The following is a 19,750-nucleotide window of genomic DNA, read 5'->3' as shown; positions in this document are numbered from 1 at the left end:
TCTCAAGCCGCCTTGGTGGAATGAAGCGCTTCGTCGAAGCGGTCCCAGATCGGGCGGAGATCGACGACCGTCTTCTTCACCCGCGCCTCGTCCATCGAAAGAGCCAGAATGCCGGCTTCGAGCGCGTTCAGCGTCGAGACGGGAAGATGCGCACCGCCGTTCACATGCTCCATGATGTCGGCCGCCATCTGCTCGTCCGCGCCGTAATGCTGCGACAGTTCGGTCGCCTCGTATTTCGTGGCGATGACCTTTTCGTTGGACAGGACCTCGGTCACGTCGAGATAGCCACGCACGAAGTCGCCCTCGGCGGTCGCCCGCGTGCCCATGATGGCGAAGCGGCGGAACTGGTCCGGCACGTTCAGGTTGGTGTGGAAATTCATGCCGACGCCATTGGCATATTCGACGATGGCGACCTGATAGTCGATGATATCGGCGTCGCTGTCGAACACCTTGTCCGTGCCCATCCAGCCTGTCGGCTTGGAGTGGAACATCGACATGTCGTTGACCCCTGACAGGCGGGGGTCATTTTCCGGCACGAATGTGCGCCTGCCGCCGAAGCTCGCCACCCGCTCGGGCCGCGCGCCGACCACGCCATTATAGAGGTCGAGGTCGTGGCAGCATTTCTCCAGCATGAAACTGCCGGAATATTTCTCGTAGCGGCGCCAGTCGCGCATGAAGAAGGCGCCGTGATAGGGATAGATGTGCTCCGCCGCCTCGATGGAGACAACCTTGCCCAGCGTGCCCTTGGCCTGAGCGGCGAGCAGGTCCTTGTAAAGCGGCGAATAGCGCAGCACGAGGCCGACCATCAGCCGATCATGGCCGAATTTCGCCATCAGCCGGGCAAGCTCGATGCTGTCGGCAATCGTCGTGACGACGGGCTTCTCGCAGAACACTTTCAGCCCAGCTTCCAGGCCGAGGCGGATATGTTCGAGATGGAAATGATTGGGCGAGCCGATCATCAGGAGATCAAGCTTTTCAGAGGCGATCAACTCTTGCGGCGTCGCATAGGCCTTGCCGGCCGAAACGCCCTTTTCCTCCAGGCCGGGAAGGCCGGCCGGAGCAGGGTCGCAATATCCGACGATTTCGAAGTCTTCATTCAGGGTCTTGAAGACATAGCCCAGATAGCCGAGCCGAAAACCAAGCCCGATAATCCCCACTTTCATGGCTGATCATGTTCCCATTGCGTAATTTATTTTCTTCAGACTGGGGCAAATTTTCACGCTCGTCAACAGCAATCGCTTAAAAAACATGCGTAATGAAATTCATTTTCATAAAGGCTGAAAATTGGGCAGATTGAGAGCGTGCTTGCCAGTGATAACGCCGTGCACTGCCAAAGCGCAAGGCAAAAGCCGTGACAGCCAAATGAAAACGCTCCGGCGGACGGGCGTCCACCGAAGCGTCTGATGCTGCTGACTGGCTCGACTTAAGGATCAGCCGGCCGGCTGCTTGGTCTTGCGCAGATAGGGCAGGACCGTATCGAAGGAGCCGAAGCGCTGGATGGCATCCTCATTGGAAACGGCGGCGGTGATGATCACGTCATCGCCCTGCTGCCAGTTGGCGGGTGTCGCCACCTGATGCTTGGCCGTCAGCTGGATGGAATCGATCGCTCGCAGGATCTCGTTGAAGTTGCGCCCGGTGGTCATCGGATAGGTGAGGATCAGCTTGATCTTCTTGTCCGGCCCGATGATGTAGACGGAGCGCACGGTGGCGTTATCGGCAGGTGTGCGCCCCTCCGAGGTTTCGCCGGCGCCGGCGGGCAGCATATCGTAGAGCTTGGCGATCTTCAGGTCCTTGTCGCCGATCAGGGGATAGTCGACCTCGAAGCCTGTCGCCGTCTTGATGTCGTTCTTCCACTGGGCATGGCTTTCCACCGGATCGACGGATATTCCGATGATCTTCACACCGCGCCGGGCAAATTCGCCCTGCAGGCCGGCCATGGCGCCGAGTTCGGTGGTGCAGACCGGGGTGAAATTCTTCGGATGGGAGAAGAGCACAGCCCAGCCATCGCCGATCCAGTCATGAAAGCTGAGGGAGCCTTGCGTCGTCTCGGCGGTGAAGTCGGGGGCGATGTCGTTGATGCGAAGGCTCATGGTCGTGTCCTCGAAGATGCGGCCGGCAAGGCGGCTGTTTTCGGGCCCTGGCATGGCGGCTGAAGAGCCGCCTTCCATGCCATGGCCGCCGGGCGGCATGATGGCGGCAGAGCGCGGGCGAGGCAAGGGTCGATCATGCTCTCGTTCCGCTTGGTATTGGGATGATTTTGCGTCAGCCCTGCCGGTTGGCTGGAGAGCGTTCCCGCATGGCCTGCCTGCTTCCGGCCGCACGAGGTTGTGCAGGGTGCTGGCGGGGCAAGGCGAAGGAGTTGCGGGCCAATGGATGTCGCGAACCGGATGACGCGCCGCTTTGAAGCCAGCTAGCTTGCCTCACCACCGCACCCACACGGCCTGATGAGATGAGCGACCTTATGACGACAAGCGCGAAAACCTATGTTCTGACCGTATCCTGTCCCTCGCGGCGCGGCATCGTCGCGGCGATTTCGGGCTATCTCGCCGGCGAGGGCTGCAACATCGTCGACAGCTCGCAATTCGACGATCTCGACACCGGCACCTTCTTCATGCGGGTCAGCGTGCTGTCGGAAGCGGGCGCAAGCGAGGATCGGCTGAAGGACGGCTTTGCCCCCATCGCCGCCGAATTCGCGATGGATTGGGCCCTGCACAATGCCGAGCGGCGCACCAAGGTGCTGCTGATGGTCTCGCGCTTCGGCCATTGCCTCAACGATCTGCTCTATCGCTGGAAGATCGGCGCGCTGCCTATCGAGATCGTCGGCGTGGTCTCCAACCATTTCGAATATCAGAAGGTGGTCGTTAATCATGATATTCCCTTCCACCACATCAAGGTGACCAAGGAGAACAAGCCGCAGGCCGAGGCGCAGCTTCTCGATCTGGTCGAGCAGACGGGCACGGAGCTGATCGTGCTCGCCCGCTATATGCAGGTTCTGTCCGAAGCGCTCTGCGCCCGCATGTCGGGCCGGATCATCAACATCCACCACTCCTTCCTGCCGAGCTTCAAGGGCGCCAACCCTTACAAGCAGGCCTTCGAGCGCGGTGTGAAGCTCATCGGCGCCACAGCGCATTATGTCACGAGCGACCTCGACGAAGGTCCGATCATCGAGCAGGACGTGGCGCGCATCACCCATGCGCAATCGGCCGAGGATTATGTGTCCATCGGCCGCGATGTCGAGGCGCAGGTGCTGGCACGTGCCATCCACGCCCATATCCACCGCCGCACCTTCATCAATGGCAATCGCACGGTGGTCTTCCCAGCCTCGCCCGGCTCCTATGCCTCTGAGCGGATGGGCTGAGGCCCCGCTCAAACCGGCGGTGCCAGCTCCAGCGGCGACCCGTCGAAAAAGCGCGACAGGCGAAACGGCGCGGGATCGACAATCGGCGCGTCGCCGGTGGCCAGATCCGCTGTCAGCTGGCCGGCACCGGGGCCGATGCCGAAGCCATGGCCGGAATAGCCTGTTGAAATCACCAGGCCCGGCACGCTGTCCACGGTCGAGATCACCGGCACGGCATCCGGCGTCACATCGATCAGCCCTGCCCAGATCTGCGCGGGTGCCGTGCCGCGAAAGATCGGAAAAGCCTCCTGTGCTGCCTTCAGCGCTTTCAGCGCGGAGGCTTCGTCGGGCTTCGGATCGAGAATGCGATGGCGTTCGAAAACGCCGGGACGGTCGAGCGGCACGGCGCGGATCTCGAACAGCTCCTCGAAGGAGCGGCGTGTCAGGCCAATCTGCACGCTGTCTCCCTCCGCCTTGCGGGCCGGGCCGAAAAGCCGCAGGAAGCGGATGCTGTCCGGCACCAGCGCATGCAGATTGGCCGCACCGTCGGCGATCGTATAACCCCCGTCGAGGCGCTTGCGGTAGGCATAGGTGGAGGTCGCGCCCGCTCCCTTCGGACCCCCATCGACGGGCCCCGTGCGCAGAACGCTGTTTCTCACCTTCAATTGCGGCAGGGTGATGCCGAGCCCCTTGAGCAGCAGCCGCGACCAGGCGCCGCCGGCCACCACCACGGTGGAACAGGCAATGCGACCCTTCTCCGTCACCACGCCGGAGACGCGCCCGCCGCTCAATTCGACTCCACGCACCGCGCAGCCGGCAAGGATGGTCGCGCCCTTGGCACGGGCACCGGCGGCAATGGCCGGCACCGCCTTCTGCGGCTCGGCGCGGCCGTCACTGGCCGTCAGCATCGCCCCGCGATAGCGCGCCGTGGCGCCCGGCATCAGCGCGGCAGTTTCGGTCGGGCCGATCTGGCGCGTGTCGAGCCCATGAGCGCGCGCCAGCGCCAGCCAGCGGTCGCGGTTGGTGATGTCTTCTTCGGTCTCGGAAATATAGAGGATGCCGGCTCGGCGAAAGCCGGTCTCGCCGCCGATGCGCGCATCGATCCCGTCCCAGATCTTCAAAGCCTCGATGGCCAGCGGAATCTCGCGTCGGTCGCGGCCCATGACGCGCACCCAGCCCCAGTTGCGGCTTGACTGTTCGCCGCCCAGAACGCCTTTTTCACAGAGAACGGCGGGAATGCCGCGCTCGGCCAGCATCAAGGCCGTGGACGCTCCGACGATGCCGCCGCCGATGATCACCACCTCTGTCTTGTCTGGAAGGGTCTGGTCTGTTTCAAGCGGATCGAGACGGGGGCCTGGCATGCTGTATGTCCTTGGAACAGGGAGGATGCGGGGCTGGACCACTCGCAATCCTGTCGCATCTGCGCCCTCCTGTCATCGTGATCAAGCCGTATGTTTTAAGGATGTAAACAGGATCTGACGCAAGGACGTTGCATATGCCGCCTGATCGAGCCTGGGCGGGGGCTCGCATCGGTGGAACAGAAGGCATGGCAGCTCTTGGCGCATGCCTGGTTTATGCGGGATGGGCGCTGGTTTTCCGTACGTCGCGCCGCCAGGTCGATGCGCGAGATCGGAACTTTGGAAGGGGAAACGAGAATGGCAAAGGGCACCCAACAGGCGTTGAAGCCGGTGATCCGAATCGATTTTCCCGCCGAGCGTCTGGGGCACGGCAAGATCCGGCTTCTGGAGCTGATTGCCGAGACCGGCTCGATTTCGGCAGCCGGGCGCGCCATGGACATGTCCTATCGCCGGGCCTGGATGCTGGTCGCCGCGCTCAACAGCATGTTTGCCGAAGAGGCCGTGTCGTCCCAGCGTGGCGGGCGCCAAGGAGGCGGGGCGGCGCTGACCCCTTTCGGCGAAGCGCTGATCGCCTGCTTTCGCGCCATGGAGGCCCGCGCTGCCGAGGCTCTGGCGCAAGACCTCGTCTGGCTGGAGGCACGGCGCGCGCCGGAGCAGACCGCAGCCGATGGGCCTCGCATCTGATGTCAGCGATCGAGCGCCACCGACTTGATCAGCGCCTGGACCTCCATGCCTTCGGAAAGCGCCAGCGCCTTAGCTGATACACGGGTGATCTGCGCCAGAAGCTGCAGACCCTCTTGGCCTGCCAGCACCACGTCCATCGTTCGGTTTTCGCGCGGATGCAGGGCGACGATGCGCATGGGCAGGCTGTTGAGCGCGCTGATCCCTTCGACAGGCTTCAAGGCTAGCATCACATCGCGCGCGGCGATCCGCAGGCGAACGCGGCTGCCCGGCAGAAGGCCTTCCTGGGCAAGGCGAAGCCGGGTGGTCGGTCCGAGCTCCACCGCCGTGACGCCTTCCTCGTCTTGAGCCGTGGCGATCCGGCCCTCGAGCACCACGCCGCGCTCGCGCAAGGGGGCGCCGTGTAGCAGGCTTGCTCCGCTCAAGGTTTCGGCGGCCGGGCCTGCGCCCACCACATGACCGTTGTCGATCAGCACGACCTTGTCGGCCAGCCGGGACACTTCTGCGACCGAATGGCTGACATAGAGGATCGGAATGCGGGTCTCGTCGCGCAGGCGCTCGAGATAGGGGAGAATCTCGGCGCGGCGCGCCTCGTCGAGCGCGGCCAGCGGCTCGTCCATCAGCAACAGGCGCGGAGCGGACAAAAGCGCGCGTCCGATCGCCACGCGCTGGCGCTCTCCGCCTGACAGATGGCGCGGCGCGCGTGAGAGAAGCGGGCCGATGCCGAGCAGGGCGACGATGTGATCGAACTCCGCGCGTGTCGTCTTCGCCTTGTTGAAGAAGCTGCCGAAACGCAGATTGCGACGCACGGAGAGATGCGGAAACAGCCGCGCCTCCTGAAACACAACCCCGAAGCCGCGCCGATGCGGCGCCACTGAAAGGCCGTGCGCCGTGTCGAGAAGGGTTTCGCCGCCAAGGCGGATCAGGCCGTCCCGCGGGGTCGTCAGGCCGGCAATGGCGCGCAGAACCGAAGTCTTGCCCGCGCCAGACGGACCGAACAGAGCGGTGACGCCGTCTCCTGCGGAGAAATCGACATCGAGCACCACCGTGCCAAGCCGGGTTTTCAGGCGGACGTCCAGGCTCATGCGGCGCCGATCCGGCGCGCGGCCAGCCGTGCCAATCCTTCCGAGAGCATCAGCGCCGCGAGCGAAAGCGCCACTGACACAAGGGTAAGCCGGAGCGCGCCCGCATCGCCACCCGGCACCTGTGTAAAGCTGTAGATCGCCGAGGCCAACGTCTGGGTTTCCCCGGGAATATTGGAGACAAAGGTGATGGTGGCGCCGAATTCGCCCATGGCCTTGGCAAAGCTCAGGATCATGCCGGCGATCAGGCCGGGCAGGCAGAGCGGCAGGGTGATCGAGAGGAAAACGAGGAACGGAGCCGCGCCCAACGTGCCCGCTGCCTCTTCCAACCGCTGGTCCACGGCCTCGATCGACAGGCGAATGCTGCGCACCATCAGCGGAAAGCCCATGATGGCCGCCGCCAACGCAGCACCCGTCCAGCGAAACGAGAAGACGAGTCCGACGCTCTGTTCCAGAAAAGCGCCGATCGGCCCGCGCCGACCGAAAAGAAGCAGCAAGCCATAGCCGGTGACGACGGGCGGCAGGATCAAAGGCAGATGGACCAGCCCGTTGAGCAGCGCCTTGCCGGGGAAGCGTCCACGTGCCAGCGCCAGCGCAACCAGAAGCGCGGGCGGCAGGCTGGTCGCCATGGCCACCAGAGCCACCTTGAGGCTGAGCCGCATGGCGGTCCATTCCGCCGGGCTGAAGGAAAGATCGATCATGGTCTGCCTGCCCCTGTGTCGTCCTTGCCTGGTTCGAGCGTGATGGCCGCAAGCAAGGTTCAGGGGACGATCCGCTCTTACCCTATTTCGACAGCACGCTGAAGCCATGCGCCGAGAAGATCGCGCCGGCTTTTTTCGAGCGCAGAAATGCCAGATAATCGGCCGCGCCCGTATTCTTAGAGTCTTTCAAGATCGCGGCGGGATAGACGATCGGCGGATGGCTGTCTGCGGGAAAGCGCCCGGCGATGTGGACGTCCGGATCGGCGGCGGCATCGGTCTCGTAGACGATACCGAGCGGTGCTTCGCCACGTGATACCAGAAGAAGGGCGGCGCGCACATTCTCGGCCCCTGCCACCTGGTCCTTCACGCTGTCCCACAGGCCGATCTTTTCCAGCGCCGCCTTGCCATATTTTCCGGCTGGTACACTGTCCACCGCGCCCATGGCGAGCTTGCCGCCCGAAAGCTTACCCTTGAGGTCGTAATCAGGGCCGATCCCGCCGGGCGTGCCCTCATCCTTGGCCGAGACCAGCACTAGGCGGTTGCCGAGCAGGTCTGTGCGGGTCTCCGGCCTGATCAGCCCTTTGCCGTCCAGGTCGTTCATCCAGTCCTCATCGGCGGAGATGAAAAGATCGGCCGGGGCGCCTGAGGCGATCTGCTTGGCAAGCGCAGAGCTCGCGGCATAGGAGACCCTGGCCTGCGCGCCGCCTTCCGCCGCCCATGCCTCATTCACCGCGTCCAGCGCATTCTTCAAACTTGCCGCCGCGAAGACCGTGACCGGCTCCTGCGCTCTTGCTGGCATGGGCGCCAAAGCCGGCCAGGAAAGCAGGCCGATGGCAAGAGCGGCCGCGAGATGGCCAAGGCCACGGCGGGAAAAGGTAGCGCTGCGGGCAGGGCGCGGCGAAAGTCTCATCAGACGGATCTCCCATTGCCAAGGCGACATATTCGCCTGAATATAGCGGGCGCTGCTCTATCGGCTAGCTTTATATTTTCCGAGATATAACGCAGTGCTGCGCTCCAAGCCTGAAAATCCTTTCGACGCTGCCATCCTTGCCTTATGAAAGGACGGGTTGAATGAGGATCTCTGGTGATGAGCGATACGGTACGGCTGCAGGAGAGCTGGAAGGCGGCGCTGACGGACGCGTTCTCAAGCCCTTATATGGCTGGGCTGAAAAGCTTCCTTCAGGCAGAAAAGCAGGCGGGCAAGCAGATCTTCCCGCGCGGGTCCGAATATTTTCGCGCGCTGGACCTGACGCCGCTCGACGACGTCAAGGTCGTCATTCTCGGGCAGGATCCCTATCATGGCGAGGGCCAGGCGCATGGCCTGTCCTTCAGCGTCCGGCCGGGGGTGCGCATTCCGCCATCGCTGGTCAATATCTACAAGGAGCTGCAGAGCGATCTGAGCATTCCGCCGGCCCGCCATGGTTTTCTGGAGCATTGGGCACGCCAGGGCGTTCTGCTCCTGAACAGCGTTCTCACGGTCGAGCGGGCCATGGCCGCATCGCATCAGGGCAAGGGCTGGGAGCATTTTACCGACGCCGTGATCCGCGCCGTCAACGGTCTGCCGCACCCCGTCGTCTTCATCCTCTGGGGCTCCTATGCCCAGAAAAAGGCCGCTTTCGTCGATCGCGAGCGTCATCTGGTGCTGCGCTCGCCGCATCCCTCGCCACTCTCAGCCCATAACGGTTTTTTCGGCACCCGCCCGTTTTCCAAGGCCAATGCCTTTTTGGTGGAGCACGGTTTGACGCCGATAGACTGGCAGCTGCCGGACGAGCCTTGAAGAAAAAGTCGGAGGCCTGCCTCTCAGGCCTCTGCCATGGCCGTCCTGCTATCAGGAATTTTCTCGGTAATGACGATCGAGACTTCGCGGTCGAGACGGCGAAGGCATCTGAGCAGCCGCTCGATGGAAAACTTGTCTGTCCGCCCACTGATGAGCGCGGAAACGTCTGGCTGTTTCAGGCCCAGTACATCAGCAGCTTTCATCTGCGTCAGGCGACGGCTCGCGAGAATATCGCGGATTTCTCGGACGAGCTGTGCCTTCAACTGCTCTTCCTCCGGATGGTCGAAGCCGAGATCGGCAAAGACATTGCCGCTGCTTGCCGTTACCGAAATCTCATCGCTCATGGCTTGCTCGCTTCACATAATGATCGTTGTGATGTGCTTCTGCCCGCTTGAGGCGCATCTGGATCAGATCCAAGTCGGGTTTTGGCGTTGCGATGCCTTTTTGGACTTCTTTTGGAAGACATGCAGGACATAAACGACGCCTGCAAATTTTACGGTATAAACCGCTTGATACGTCTCGCCGTCGAAGTCCTCGACCACTTCCAGAACATGTCGGCCGCCGAATCCTTTCAGCGCCTTGACGGCAGGATGTTCGCTGCCGCGCTGAGCATCATCGAGCGCCTGGCCGAAAACACGCCTGACGACGCTGGGCAAATCGCGCAGATCGTCGAGCGATGATCCGATTCATTCCAGAGCCTGCCGTTGCTCCATTTGTCCCACCTATAGCTGAATCGCTATAATTCCGCCAATCCAAAATGATGTTTTCAACAATACTTATAGAATGAAACCGGAACGTGAGGCAGTTCATCGACTGGCGATTTTCGGAGAATCAGATGCCGGCTGCGGTGGGAGGTCGCACCCTGGACCAACGACAGATCAAAGATCGCCCGTCGCCTTCACCTCCGCCGGCGGTGCCGTGCGGCGGCCGACGACGCTTTCCCGCCAGATGGTGAAGATGCCAGCGCCGACGACGATGGCGGTGCCCACGATCATGTTGGGGGTCAGTGTTTCACCGAAGACGGTGACGCCGACGATGGAGGCGAAGACCACTTGGATGTAGCTGATCGGCTGCACCTCGGACGCGTCGAGATATTCATAGGCCTTGATCAGGAAGAAATGGCTGGACATGCCGGTGAGGCAGAGAAGCGCCATCCAGCCCCAGTCGTGAACGGCCAGCGGCTGCCAGAAGAACGGGCCGATGAGGCTGGTGACGAGTGCGCCGCCAATGCCTGTGTAAAAGAAGCTGGTGGAGGCGCTGTCTTCGCGGCTGACCAGGCGGGTTGCCACCGCATACAGCGCGAAAAAGGCCGAGCAGAGCAGCGGCACCAGGATCGCAGGCTCGATCGTTCCCACGGGATTGATGATGATCAGCACGCCGACAAGGCCGGCACCGATGGCGCTCCAGCGCCGCCAGCCCACGCGCTCGCCCAGAAGGACCATCGAAAGCAGGGCGATGAAGATCGGCCCGGCGGCGAGAATTCCCTGCGTATGGGCAAGGCCGACCAGCGTGAAGGAAAAGATGACCGTGACGATCTGCCCGGCCAGCAGGACGCCGCGCATCAGCTGCAGGATCGGTCGGCGGGTGCGGATCGCGGCTTTCAGCCCGCCCTTCGCCCGCGCGGCCATCAGCACCACGAAGATGGCGAAGGCCCAATAGCGGATCATGGTGATCACGACAGGCGGGTAGATCGCGCCCAGATGCTTGGAGACGGCATCCTGCATCGTGAAGATCACGATGGCGAGAAGCGTGAAAACATAGCCGTTGCGTCGAGCGTGCATGAAAAGCGTCCTGCCGCCGCAATCCGGCGACGGAGCTCGGCATTGTGCGGCGCATCAAATTCCTGTGGTCCGCTTAGCACAACCACGCGAGGCCTGTGACGGTTTTCCGCCGCGCGCCGAAATTTTGTGCCGCGTGGCGACCGGCAAGGCCTGTCGCCGTCGGTTTGTCTGGCGGCTCAAGGGCCACGCTGTGTGGCCGGCCGGTCAGTCCTCGCGGAAGGTGCGCTGCATCTGCTCGGTCAGCGGCTTTGCGAGATAGGAAACCACGGTGCGGTCGGCGATCTTGATGTAGGTTTCCGCCGGCATGCCCGGATAAAGGCTGAGGCCGTTGAGCTTGGCCAGGCTTTCCGGTTTCGGACGGATGCGCAAGGGATAGTAAGAGACGCCGGTACGTTGGTCGGTGACCAGATCCGGCGCGATGTTCACCACCTCGGCGTCGACAACGGGCGTCGTGCGCTGGTTGAAAGCGCTGAAGCGCACTTCCACCGCTTGGCCGAGCCGGATCTGGTCGATATCCGTGGTGTTGACGCGGGCTTCCACGGTGAGATTGTCGGCTTCCGGCACGACCAGCATCAGCTGCTCGCCTGGATTGACGACGCCATTTACCGTGTGGACGGCGAGCTGGTAGACGCGGCCGGCAATGGGCGAGGTGATGTCGAGGCGCTTCAGCTGATCGAGTGCGGCAACCCGCCGGTCTTCATATTCAGCGATTCGGGCTTCGACCTCGGTCAGTTCCTTGGCGCTTTCGGTGCGGCGGTCTTCGTCGAGCTGCAGGATCTGTAGGTCGATTTCGCTCGACTTGCCCTGCGCCTGCGCGCGGGACGCAAGACGCGCGCCGCGGTCGCCCTCGAGCTGGGCCTGCTCGCGCTTCAGGGTGGTCACCCGCTGCATGGAGACGAGACCCTGCGCATAGAGCTTGTCGAGGCCGGTCATTTCCTGCTCGATCAGTTTCAGCGCATCGGCGATGGCGGCCAGCTGCATCGTCAAGCCCGAAACCTCGTCCGCCAGCTGCGTCTTGCGCGAGGCGAGCTGGCTCTTCATGCCGGCGAGCGCGCTGCGTCGGCTGTCGAACAGCTTGCGCTCGCTTTCTTCGAGAAGCCGGGCGGAGGCGCTGTCCGTCAGCGCGTCGATGCGCTCGGGAATGTCGAAGCTCTGCGCATTCGTTTGCTCGGCGATCAGCCGGGCGCGGCGGGCATAGAGCTGGGCGAGCGTGTTTTGTACGATCGACAGGTTGGCGCGCACCGTGGTGCCATCGAGCCGGATCAGCACCTGGCCCGCTTCCACCCGGTCGCCTTCGCTGACCTTCAGTTCTCCAACGATGCCGCCGGTCAGATGCTGGATCTTCTTGACGTTATTTTCGACCACGACGGTGCCGCCGGCGACGATGGCGCTCGACAGGGAGGTGGTCGCGGCCCAGCCGCCGACGCCGCCGACGAGAACCAGCGACATGACGCCGATCGCCAGCATGTGGCGCCTGAGAGAATTGCGGGCCGAGCCGCCTGCGGGCTTGCCAGAGGTCATTCGCCGGCTTCCTTGTCTTCAACCACTTTCAGCGCCGGCGGGCCGCCAGCGGATGCCGCGACAGGGCGGGGCGCCTCGCGCCGCAGGATCTGGGAAAGCGTCTCGTCGCGTGGGCCGAAGGCCTGCATGCGCCCGTCCTTCATCATCAGCACCAGATCGACCGCGGCAAGCGCGCTAGGCCGGTGGGCGATGACAAGCGCGATGCCGCCGCGGGCGCGCACGCTCATCACGGCTTCCGACAGGGCCTGTTCGCCCTCTGCGTCGAGATTGGAATTGGGCTCGTCGAGCACGACCAGGAAGGGATTGCCGAACAGCGCGCGGGCGAGCGCGACGCGCTGGCGCTGGCCGGCGGACAGGGCCGTGCCGCCATCGCCGATCTCCGTTTCGTAGCCGTTCGGCAGGCGCAGGATCAGGTCATGCACGCGGGCGGCCTTGGCGGCGGCGACCACGGCTTCCGCCGTCGCATTGTCGCTGAACCGGCCGATGTTCTGCGCCACGGTGCCGGCGAAGAGTTCGACGTCCTGGGGCAGATAGCCGATGTGCTGTCCTAAGCGGTCGCTGTCCCACTGGTCGAGGGCAGCGCCATCGAGCCGCACGGAGCCGCGCAAGGACGGCCAGATGCCGATCAGCGCACGGGCGAGCGAGGATTTGCCCGAGGCGCTCGGACCGATGATGCCCAGCGCACTGCCGGCGTGGACGGTGAAATTGATGTCGCCGAAAATCAGGCGCTGGGCGCCGGGCGGGCCGCCAGCCAGGCCTTCGACCGTCAGCCGCTCGCGCGGGGGCGCCAGCTCCAGCGGGGCGGGCCGCTCGGGCAGGGCGGTCATCATGTCCTTCAGCCGCTGCCAGCTCTGGCGAGCGGACACGAAGCCGCGCCAATTGCCGATGGCCAGTTCCACCGGCGCAAGAGCCCGCGCCGTCAGGATCGAGCCGGCGATGATGATACCGGGCGACGCCATGCCTTCGATCACCAGCACGGCACCGGTGGCCAGAACGCCTGACTGAAGCGCCATGCGGAAGACCTTGGAGACCGCGCCATAGCCATTGCCGACGTCGGAGGTGATGCGGTTTTCCTCGCGGTAGGTGCCGTTCCGTTCGGCCCACAGCGCCGACATGCGCCCGAGCATGCCCATGGCCTGAACGACCTCTGCATTACGGCGCGAGGCCTGGGCGAAAGCATTGCGCTGGTTGCCGGCTTCGGCCGCCCGGCGGGACGGCAGCTGCGTGCCGCGATTGGTTAGGAAAGTCAGTGCAATCAGGATCAGAGAGCCGATGATCGCGACCGTGCCGATCAACGGATGGAAAAGAAAGCAGATGAGAATGTAGAGCGGCAGCCAGGGCAGGTCGAAAAAGGCCGTCGGGCCGGTGCCGGACAAGAAAGCGCGCACCTGGTCGAAGTCGCGCAGCGCCTGCAGGCCGTCGCCCGGCATATTGACCTTCAGCGGCGCCTGGACCACGGCGCGGTAGATGCGCCCGGTCATCGCCTCATCCAGCGCATTGGCGATGCGCACGAGCATGCGCCCGCGCATCATGTCGAACGCGCCTTGGAAGGCATAGAGAAGCAGCGCCAGCACGCTCAGCGCGATCAACGTCGGAATGCTGCGCGAGGGCAGAACGCGGTCATAGACCTCGAGCATGTAGAAGGAGCCGGTGAGATAAAGCAGGTTGACCAGCGCGCTGGCGATGGCCACGCCGATAAAGGCGCTCCGGCAGCTCTTGAGCGCGTCACCCGGCTCGACGCTGCCTGCCTTTGTCTGGGTCTTCATCATGCTTTCCCCGATGTGCCCTCGATCCGGAGCGGCGCCTGCCTGTTTCGTCAGACGCCCATGCCGATCTCAATCAAAATGCGCGGCGAGAGGCGACGCGTCATGGACGGCTGCCACCGCCGCCGACGTGGCCCTCATTCCCGGCTTCGCCTGCCATGGTCCGCCGCGTCATGTGCCGAGCCTGCGATCCGCCTTCGCAGGTGGATCGGCGAAAGCAGAATCAGTGCGGCATCGTCAAGTTTAGATCAGATCCAGCTTAAAGATTCGTTCAGCTGTTGCCCCGCTCTCGCATGATCTGCGCTCGCTCTGCTTGCAGAGCATCTGAAGCCGATCGCGCATGCCATGGCCCTCTCCTGCGCGCGCAGCCCTTATCGCCAATCAGCGGCCGAATTGCGGCGGGTCGCTGAAAATACAGCCCGGAGCGCGCTTTCGCTCAACCTTCCAGCTTGACCTTTTTCCGCCGATCGGGTCTCCCGATAGCGCGAAAGAGGAGGCAGCATGCGGCATATCAAAGTGATCGGCATCGGCACCGGCAATCCGGATCACCTCACGATCGAGGCCGTCAGGGCGCTGAATGCCGCTGACGTTCTGTTCCTGCCCGACAAGGGCGAGGAAAAGGCCGAGCTTGCGGCCGTGCGCCACCAGGTGATCGCAACGTATGGAACACGTGCAGACCAGCGCCATATCGGCTTTTCCGTGCCGAAGCGGCAGGTGGAGGGTCTTGCCTATGGCGACAGCGTCGATGCGTGGCACGCCGCGCTTGCGGACAATCATGCCCGTCTCATCGCCAGCCATCTCGGCGAAGCCCAGACCGGGGCCTTTCTCGTCTGGGGAGATCCCATGCTGTACGACAGCACTCTGCGCATTCTCGACCGGGTCAAGGCCACGGGGCTGGATTTCTCGCTGGACGTGATTGCCGGCATCACCAGCCTTCAGCTGCTGACCGCCCGTCACCAGATCCCGCTCAACGGCATCGGCCAGCCGGTGACCATCACGACGGGCCGACGTCTCTCGCAGGATTTTCCCGAGACGCGTGAGACGGCGGTGGTCATGCTCGACGGAGAGCAGGCCTTTCTGGCGCTGGATGATCCCGATGCCGAGATCTATTGGGGCGCCTATCTCGGCATGCCCCAGGAGATCGTCATCTCCGGCCGGCTGGGCTCGGTGCGCCAGGAGATCGCGACCCGGCGCGCCGAAGCGCGGGCGGCTCATGGCTGGATCATGGATATCTACCTCCTGCGCAAGCCTCTCCCTTCTACGTGACGGTCGCAAAAAAGCGTCCTGCCAAAACCGCTCCCGTTTTCTGTCTGCCGCTTCAGCCCGCCCGTCGCCATAACCGAGGCCAATGATGGCTTGCCGGCGCTTTGTCGCCAAGCTCGAGATGCGCTATGAAGACCGCTCGCAAAACATAGGCGGCGTCGGGACCACGCCGAATCAGGCCATGGACGGCGCGATCGCGCAAAGGCAGGAAAGCGAAGCGGCTGAGGCCGGCCAGGGCGCGCGCCGGCGCGGCGCCTGTCCGACGCTTGCCGCTCCGATGCCGACAGGCGATGGCCTGCTCGCGCGGCTGCGGCCTATCGATCCCGCGCTCTCCATTGCCCTTTTCCGGTCCGTGCTGGCGGCGTCCGGCGCCCATGGCTCCGGCCTTGTCGAAATCACTGCGCGGGGCAGCCTGCAGGTGCGCGGGCTCACGCAGGAGAGTGCAGGTCCATTCGCGCGCGCCGTCGAGACCCAGGGTTTTCCGCTGGCCGAAGGGCCTGCTGTCGAAGTGTCGCCGCTCTGCGGCCTGGACGATCTGGCGCTTTCCAGCGGGCGAGACCTTGCCGCGCAGCTACGTGGCCTGCTTGACGACGAGGAGGCACGTGCGCCTGGTTTTTCTGCCCGTCTTGCCCCGAAGCTGTCCATCGTTATCGATGAGGGCGGCCGTGTCGATCTTTCCGGATTGATTGCCGATCTGCGTCTGCGCGCGGTCGCGCGCGACCGGTGGGTCCTGTTCCTCGGCCCCCATGCGGTCGGACCGTTCGGCTCCGGCGATCTCCTGGCGGCCGTGCGGACCTGTCTGCAGGCGCTTGCCGCAGGTGGGCCCTCATGTCGTGGCCGCGATCTCGATCTGAAAGCGTTGGGTTTTACTCCCTGGCCGGATGCCGATCCGCCGCCGGCGCGCCGGAAAGGCCAGGCGATGATCGGGCCTGTCGATCTCGGCCCACATGGCGCGGCGCTCGGCCTTGGTTTTGCTTTTGGCCAGGCCCGGGCGGAAGCGCTGGATCTGCTGCTGGAGGCGGCGGAGGCCCTCAGCGCCCGCGATCTCCGGCTGGCGCCCGGCCATGGGCTGATCGTCACCGGCCTTGATCTGCATGCAGTCGAGCAGCTGCGCATCAGGGCCGAGGCGCTCGGCTTCATCGTCCGGGCCGATCATCCCGCACTTAGCATTGCTGCCTGTGCCGGCCAGCCGGCCTGTGCCTCGGCGACGATCGAGACCAAAATGCTTGCCGAGCGCGCCGCGCAGACGCTGGCGCCGCTCTTCGATAGAACACTGAGCCTGCATGTGTCGGGCTGTTCCAAGGGCTGCGCCCTGCCCAAAAAGGCCACGCTCACGCTGGTCGGTGGATCGGTGCAGGGCCGGCTTGGCCTGATCGTCAACGGCCGTGCCAGCGATGCCTTCAGCTTCACCCTTGACGCGGACGACCTGGACAAGGCACTGACACGGCTTTCCGGGCTCGTCGCGGGTGCCAGTGCCGCCGGCGAGTCGGCTGGCGCCTGCCTCATGCGGCTCACTCCCGAGACGATTGCCGTGGCGCTTCAACAGGGATAGGCATGCCCGATTACGATTATATCCGCGATGGCGATGCCATCTACCGGCAGTCCTTCGCCATTATCCGCGCCGAAACGGATCTTTCCCGTTTTTCGGCCGAAGAGGCCGAGATCGCGGTGCGCATGGTGCATGCCTGCGGCCTGCCGGAGGCGGCGCGCGATTTCGTGTTCTCCCCAGATTTTGTCGAAGCCGCACGGACGGCGCTTGCCGGCGGCGCACCGATCCTCTGCGATGCCTTCATGGTTGCGGACGGGGTCACGCGGGCACGCCTCGCCGCGGGCAACGCGGTGATCTGTACGTTGCGGGACACCGAAACGCCTGAGATCGCCAGGACGATCGGCAATACCCGCTCGGCCGCCGCGCTCGATCTGTGGGGCGCGCGCATGGAAGGCGCCGTGGTCGCCATCGGCAATGCGCCGACCGCGCTGTTCCATCTGCTGGAACTCTTGCGCGACGGCGCGCCGAAGCCGGCGGCAATCCTCGGCATGCCCGTGGGCTTTGTCGGTGCGGCGGAATCGAAGGAGGCGTTGGCGGCGCAGTCTTATGGGGTGCCTTTCGCCATCGTGCGCGGCCGTTTGGGCGGCAGCGCCATCACCGCTGCCGCCATCAACGCCTTGGCAAGGCCGGGGCTGTGAGCGCGATGGCGGAGGTGCTTCCTCTTTCCGGCAGGCTGATCGGTGTTGGCACTGGTCCCGGCGACCCCGAACTCCTGACGGTCAAGGCCCTGCGGGCGCTCGAAAGTGCCGATGTGCTGGCCTTTTTCGCCAAGGCGGGGCGGCGGGGCAATGGCCGGGCCATCGTGGACGGACTTCTCAAGCCCGGTATTGTCGAGCTGCCGCTCTATTATCCCGTGACTACCGAGATCGAGAAGGATCACGACGACTATAAGAGCCAGATCACGGATTTCTACGATCGCTCGGCCGAGGCCGTCGCCGCCCACCTGTCGGCTGGCCGCACGGTCGCGGTCTTGAGCGAGGGCGATCCCTTGTTTTACGGCTCCTACATGCATCTGCATGTGCGCCTTGCCGGCACGTTTTCCGCCGAGGTCATTCCTGGCATCACCGCCATGTCCGGCTGCTGGTCGGTCGCCGGCCTGCCAATCGTCCAAGGTGACGATATTCTCTCCGTTCTGCCCGGCACTTTGAGCGAGGCCGAGCTGGCCCGGCGGCTGGCCGATACGCAAGCCGCAGTGATCATGAAGGTCGGACGCAACCTGCCAAAGATCCGCCGGGCGCTGGCCGCCGTCGGCAAGCTTGCCGAGGCCGTCTATGTCGAGCGTGGCACCATGGCCAACGCCGCGATGGTGCCGCTGCCGGAAAAGGTGGACGATGCCGCTCCCTATTTCTCGCTGGTGCTGGTTCCCGGCTGGAAGGGGCGGCGATGAGCGCGCAATCATCTGATGCCAGGGGCGCGGGGCGGTTGACGGTGATCGGCACCGGGCCGGGCGCGCCAGGGCAGATGACGCCGGACGCCCAGGCTGCCGTCGAGGCGTCCGAGCTGTTTTTCGGCTATGGTCCCTATCTCGACCGTCTCGCGCTAAAGCCACATCAACAGCGCATCTCCTCGGACAATCGCGAGGAACTGGCCCGCGCCAGTCATGCGCTGGAACAGGCTTGCGCCGGCCATCGGGTCTGCATGGTCTCGGGCGGCGATCCCGGTGTCTTCGCCATGGCGGCGGCCGTGTGCGAGGCCATCGATCGGGACCCGCAGGCGTTCGGCCATGTCGAGCTGGAGATCCTGCCGGGGGTCACCGCCATGCTGGCCGTCGCCGCCCGCGCCGGCGCGCCGCTCGGCCATGATTTCTGCGCGATTTCGCTCTCGGACAATCTCAAGCCCTGGCCGTTGATCGTCAGGCGGCTGCAGCTTGCGGCGGAAGCCGGGCTGGTGATCGCGCTCTACAATCCGATCAGCCGCGCAAGGCCCTGGCAGCTTGGCGAAGCCTTTACCACGCTGCGCGCCGTTCTGCCCGCGACGGTTCCCGTGATCTTCGGCCGCGCTGCCGGTCGTCCGGATGAGGCGATCCGCGTTTTGCCGCTGTCCGAGGCCGATCCGGCGCTGGCGGATATGGCGACCTGCGTGATTATCGGCAGCGCCGAGACCCGCATCATTGCCAGGCCCGGCCAGGCGGATCTCGTCTACACGCCGCGCTACGCCACTGGCGCTCAAGGCAGCGATCAGGAAAAGAGCGCACCATGAGCCAGCGCATCGAGCGCCGCCTCGATCGTGCCGACACGTGGGGCCGTGCCCGGCGGTGGACGGTCGACCAGGATCACCTCGATGCCGAGCGCCCGCGCCGCCGCAAGCTTGCCATAGGTGGCGGTGCCGCCGCTGTTTTTGGCGACGATCGCCTCGATCCCTTCGCTCAAGAGCAAGGCATGTTCTTCGGCTTGCGGGAAAGGGCCTCGGGCCTCGATGAAGCGCGCATGCGGCAGGTCAAGCCTCGGCACGATGGGATCGACGCTGCGCACGAGATAATGGTGCTGGGGCGCTTGTTCGAAAAGGCTGGCCTCCTGCCGCCCGATGGCGAGGAAGACACGTCGGGACACGGATCCGAGCGCTGCCACGGCATCGGCGACGGAGGACACCCTGCGCCAGCGATCGCCCGGCATCTCGGCCCAGCCGGGCCGGCGCAGAACGAGAAGTGGCACACCGCTGCGGCCGGCCGCGATTTCCGCATTGGCCGAGATGCGCGCGGCGTAAGGGTGGGTGGCGTCGATCAGCTGCGTGACGGCGCTGTGCTTGAGATAGGCCACCAGTCCTTCGACGCCGCCGAAGCCGCCGATGCGCACGGGCACCGGCAGTGGACGCGGCGTCTCGGTGCGGCCGGCAAGCGACAGGGTCACCGCGTAACGGCCATCCTCGGCCAGCCTTTCGGCAAGTTGCCGCGCCTCGGTCGTGCCGCCGAGGATCAGAATATGATGGCGCGCGCCCATG

Annotated in this window: 20 protein-coding genes; 8 read left to right on the top strand and 12 right to left on the bottom strand. The window is 64.5% G+C overall.

Annotation, left to right across the window (positions count from 1 at the left end):
* Window positions 1-2 precede the first annotated feature (2 nt).
* A complete protein-coding gene (locus BMX61_RS09875) occupies window positions 3-1,163 on the bottom strand; it encodes a Gfo/Idh/MocA family protein (protein ID WP_075626834.1) in 1,161 nt (386 codons plus the stop codon).
* 267 nt (window positions 1,164-1,430) lie between these two features.
* Complete coding sequence (locus tag BMX61_RS09870; RefSeq protein ID WP_075627031.1) at window positions 1,431-2,090, bottom strand: peroxiredoxin; 660 nt, start codon at window positions 2,088-2,090, stop codon at window positions 1,431-1,433.
* 359 nt (window positions 2,091-2,449) lie between these two features.
* Between BMX61_RS09870 and purU the strand changes: the two genes are divergently transcribed.
* The gene (gene purU, locus BMX61_RS09865) at window positions 2,450-3,358 is read left to right on the top strand and encodes a formyltetrahydrofolate deformylase (protein WP_234794642.1); all 909 of its coding nucleotides are present in this window, start codon (window positions 2,450-2,452) and stop codon (window positions 3,356-3,358) included.
* Between the two features lie 8 nt (window positions 3,359-3,366).
* Here the strand turns inward: purU and BMX61_RS09860 are convergent, their stop codons facing one another.
* Window positions 3,367-4,698: an NAD(P)/FAD-dependent oxidoreductase gene (locus BMX61_RS09860; RefSeq protein WP_075626836.1), complete on the bottom strand. Its 1,332-nt coding sequence runs from the start codon at window positions 4,696-4,698 to the stop codon at window positions 3,367-3,369.
* A 294-nt stretch (window positions 4,699-4,992) separates the two neighbouring features.
* On the opposite strand from BMX61_RS09860, the gene BMX61_RS09855 reads away from it, so the two are divergent.
* Window positions 4,993-5,379 (top strand): winged helix-turn-helix domain-containing protein, encoded by a 387-nt coding sequence (locus BMX61_RS09855; protein ID WP_075626837.1) that lies wholly within the window; start codon window positions 4,993-4,995, stop codon window positions 5,377-5,379.
* 2 nt (window positions 5,380-5,381) lie between these two features.
* Here the strand turns inward: BMX61_RS09855 and modC are convergent, their stop codons facing one another.
* From modC to modA, 3 genes are all read right to left on the bottom strand, one after another.
* Complete coding sequence (modC, locus tag BMX61_RS09850) at window positions 5,382-6,461, bottom strand: molybdenum ABC transporter ATP-binding protein (protein ID WP_075626838.1); 1,080 nt, start codon at window positions 6,459-6,461, stop codon at window positions 5,382-5,384.
* Window positions 6,458-7,159 (bottom strand): molybdate ABC transporter permease subunit, encoded by a 702-nt coding sequence (gene modB / locus BMX61_RS09845; RefSeq protein ID WP_075626839.1) that lies wholly within the window; start codon window positions 7,157-7,159, stop codon window positions 6,458-6,460. Before modB ends, modC begins: the two co-directional genes overlap by 4 nt.
* Window positions 7,160-7,241: 82 nt before the next feature.
* Window positions 7,242-8,069, bottom strand: coding sequence for a molybdate ABC transporter substrate-binding protein (modA, locus tag BMX61_RS09840; RefSeq protein WP_075627032.1), 828 nt, complete (start codon window positions 8,067-8,069; stop codon window positions 7,242-7,244).
* A 177-nt stretch (window positions 8,070-8,246) separates the two neighbouring features.
* Here modA and ung point away from each other — a divergent pair, with 177 nt between their 5' ends.
* Entirely contained in the window at window positions 8,247-8,936 is a 690-nt protein-coding gene (ung, locus tag BMX61_RS09835) for a uracil-DNA glycosylase (protein WP_075626840.1), read from the top strand.
* Between the two features lie 23 nt (window positions 8,937-8,959).
* Here ung and BMX61_RS09830 read toward each other — a convergent pair whose 3' ends face one another.
* From BMX61_RS09830 to BMX61_RS09810, 5 genes are all read right to left on the bottom strand, one after another.
* Window positions 8,960-9,280 (bottom strand): helix-turn-helix domain-containing protein, encoded by a 321-nt coding sequence (locus tag BMX61_RS09830; RefSeq protein ID WP_075626841.1) that lies wholly within the window; start codon window positions 9,278-9,280, stop codon window positions 8,960-8,962.
* Between the two features lie 63 nt (window positions 9,281-9,343).
* Window positions 9,344-9,592: a type II toxin-antitoxin system RelE/ParE family toxin gene (locus tag BMX61_RS09825; RefSeq protein WP_324610604.1), complete on the bottom strand. Its 249-nt coding sequence runs from the start codon at window positions 9,590-9,592 to the stop codon at window positions 9,344-9,346.
* Window positions 9,593-9,814: 222 nt separating this feature from the next.
* Window positions 9,815-10,717, bottom strand: a complete 903-nt coding sequence (locus tag BMX61_RS09820) for a DMT family transporter (RefSeq protein WP_075626842.1) — start codon at window positions 10,715-10,717, stop codon at window positions 9,815-9,817.
* A gap of 204 nt (window positions 10,718-10,921) precedes the next feature.
* Window positions 10,922-12,238, bottom strand: a complete 1,317-nt coding sequence (locus tag BMX61_RS09815; protein WP_075626843.1) for an HlyD family type I secretion periplasmic adaptor subunit — start codon at window positions 12,236-12,238, stop codon at window positions 10,922-10,924.
* A complete protein-coding gene (locus BMX61_RS09810; RefSeq protein WP_092742500.1) occupies window positions 12,235-14,007 on the bottom strand; it encodes a type I secretion system permease/ATPase in 1,773 nt (590 codons plus the stop codon). Before BMX61_RS09810 ends, BMX61_RS09815 begins: the two co-directional genes overlap by 4 nt.
* A 495-nt stretch (window positions 14,008-14,502) precedes the next feature.
* On the opposite strand from BMX61_RS09810, the gene cobF reads away from it, so the two are divergent.
* The 5 genes from cobF to BMX61_RS09785 all read left to right on the top strand — a co-directional run bounded on the left by cobF (window position 14,503) and on the right by BMX61_RS09785 (window position 19,012).
* Entirely contained in the window at window positions 14,503-15,267 is a 765-nt protein-coding gene (cobF, locus tag BMX61_RS09805; protein ID WP_075626844.1) for a precorrin-6A synthase (deacetylating), read from the top strand.
* Between the two features lie 178 nt (window positions 15,268-15,445).
* On the top strand, window positions 15,446-16,816 hold the full coding sequence (locus tag BMX61_RS09800; RefSeq protein WP_075627034.1) for a hypothetical protein: 1,371 nt from the start codon (window positions 15,446-15,448) through the stop codon (window positions 16,814-16,816).
* Between the two features lie 2 nt (window positions 16,817-16,818).
* Window positions 16,819-17,451 carry a precorrin-8X methylmutase gene (locus BMX61_RS09795; protein WP_075626845.1) on the top strand — a complete coding sequence of 211 codons (633 nt, stop codon included), beginning with the start codon at window positions 16,819-16,821 and terminating at the stop codon, window positions 17,449-17,451.
* A 5-nt stretch (window positions 17,452-17,456) separates the two neighbouring features.
* Window positions 17,457-18,200, top strand: coding sequence for a precorrin-2 C(20)-methyltransferase (locus BMX61_RS09790; protein WP_075627035.1), 744 nt, complete (start codon window positions 17,457-17,459; stop codon window positions 18,198-18,200).
* A complete protein-coding gene (locus BMX61_RS09785) occupies window positions 18,197-19,012 on the top strand; it encodes a precorrin-3B C(17)-methyltransferase (protein ID WP_075626846.1) in 816 nt (271 codons plus the stop codon). The genes BMX61_RS09790 and BMX61_RS09785 overlap by 4 nt, the downstream gene beginning before the upstream one ends.
* Here BMX61_RS09785 and BMX61_RS09780 read toward each other — a convergent pair.
* Entirely contained in the window at window positions 18,991-19,749 is a 759-nt protein-coding gene (locus tag BMX61_RS09780; protein WP_075626847.1) for a cobalt-precorrin-6A reductase, read from the bottom strand. The two genes, BMX61_RS09785 and BMX61_RS09780, sit on opposite strands and share 22 nt — an antisense overlap.
* Between the last annotated feature and the right edge of the window lies 1 nt (window position 19,750).

The sequence above is a fragment of the Xaviernesmea oryzae genome, from assembly GCF_900109605.1.
GTDB lineage: Bacteria > Pseudomonadota > Alphaproteobacteria > Rhizobiales > Rhizobiaceae > Xaviernesmea > Xaviernesmea oryzae.
Note: the sequence above shows the minus strand (reverse complement) of the source record. Positions and strands in the feature narration are given on the sequence as shown.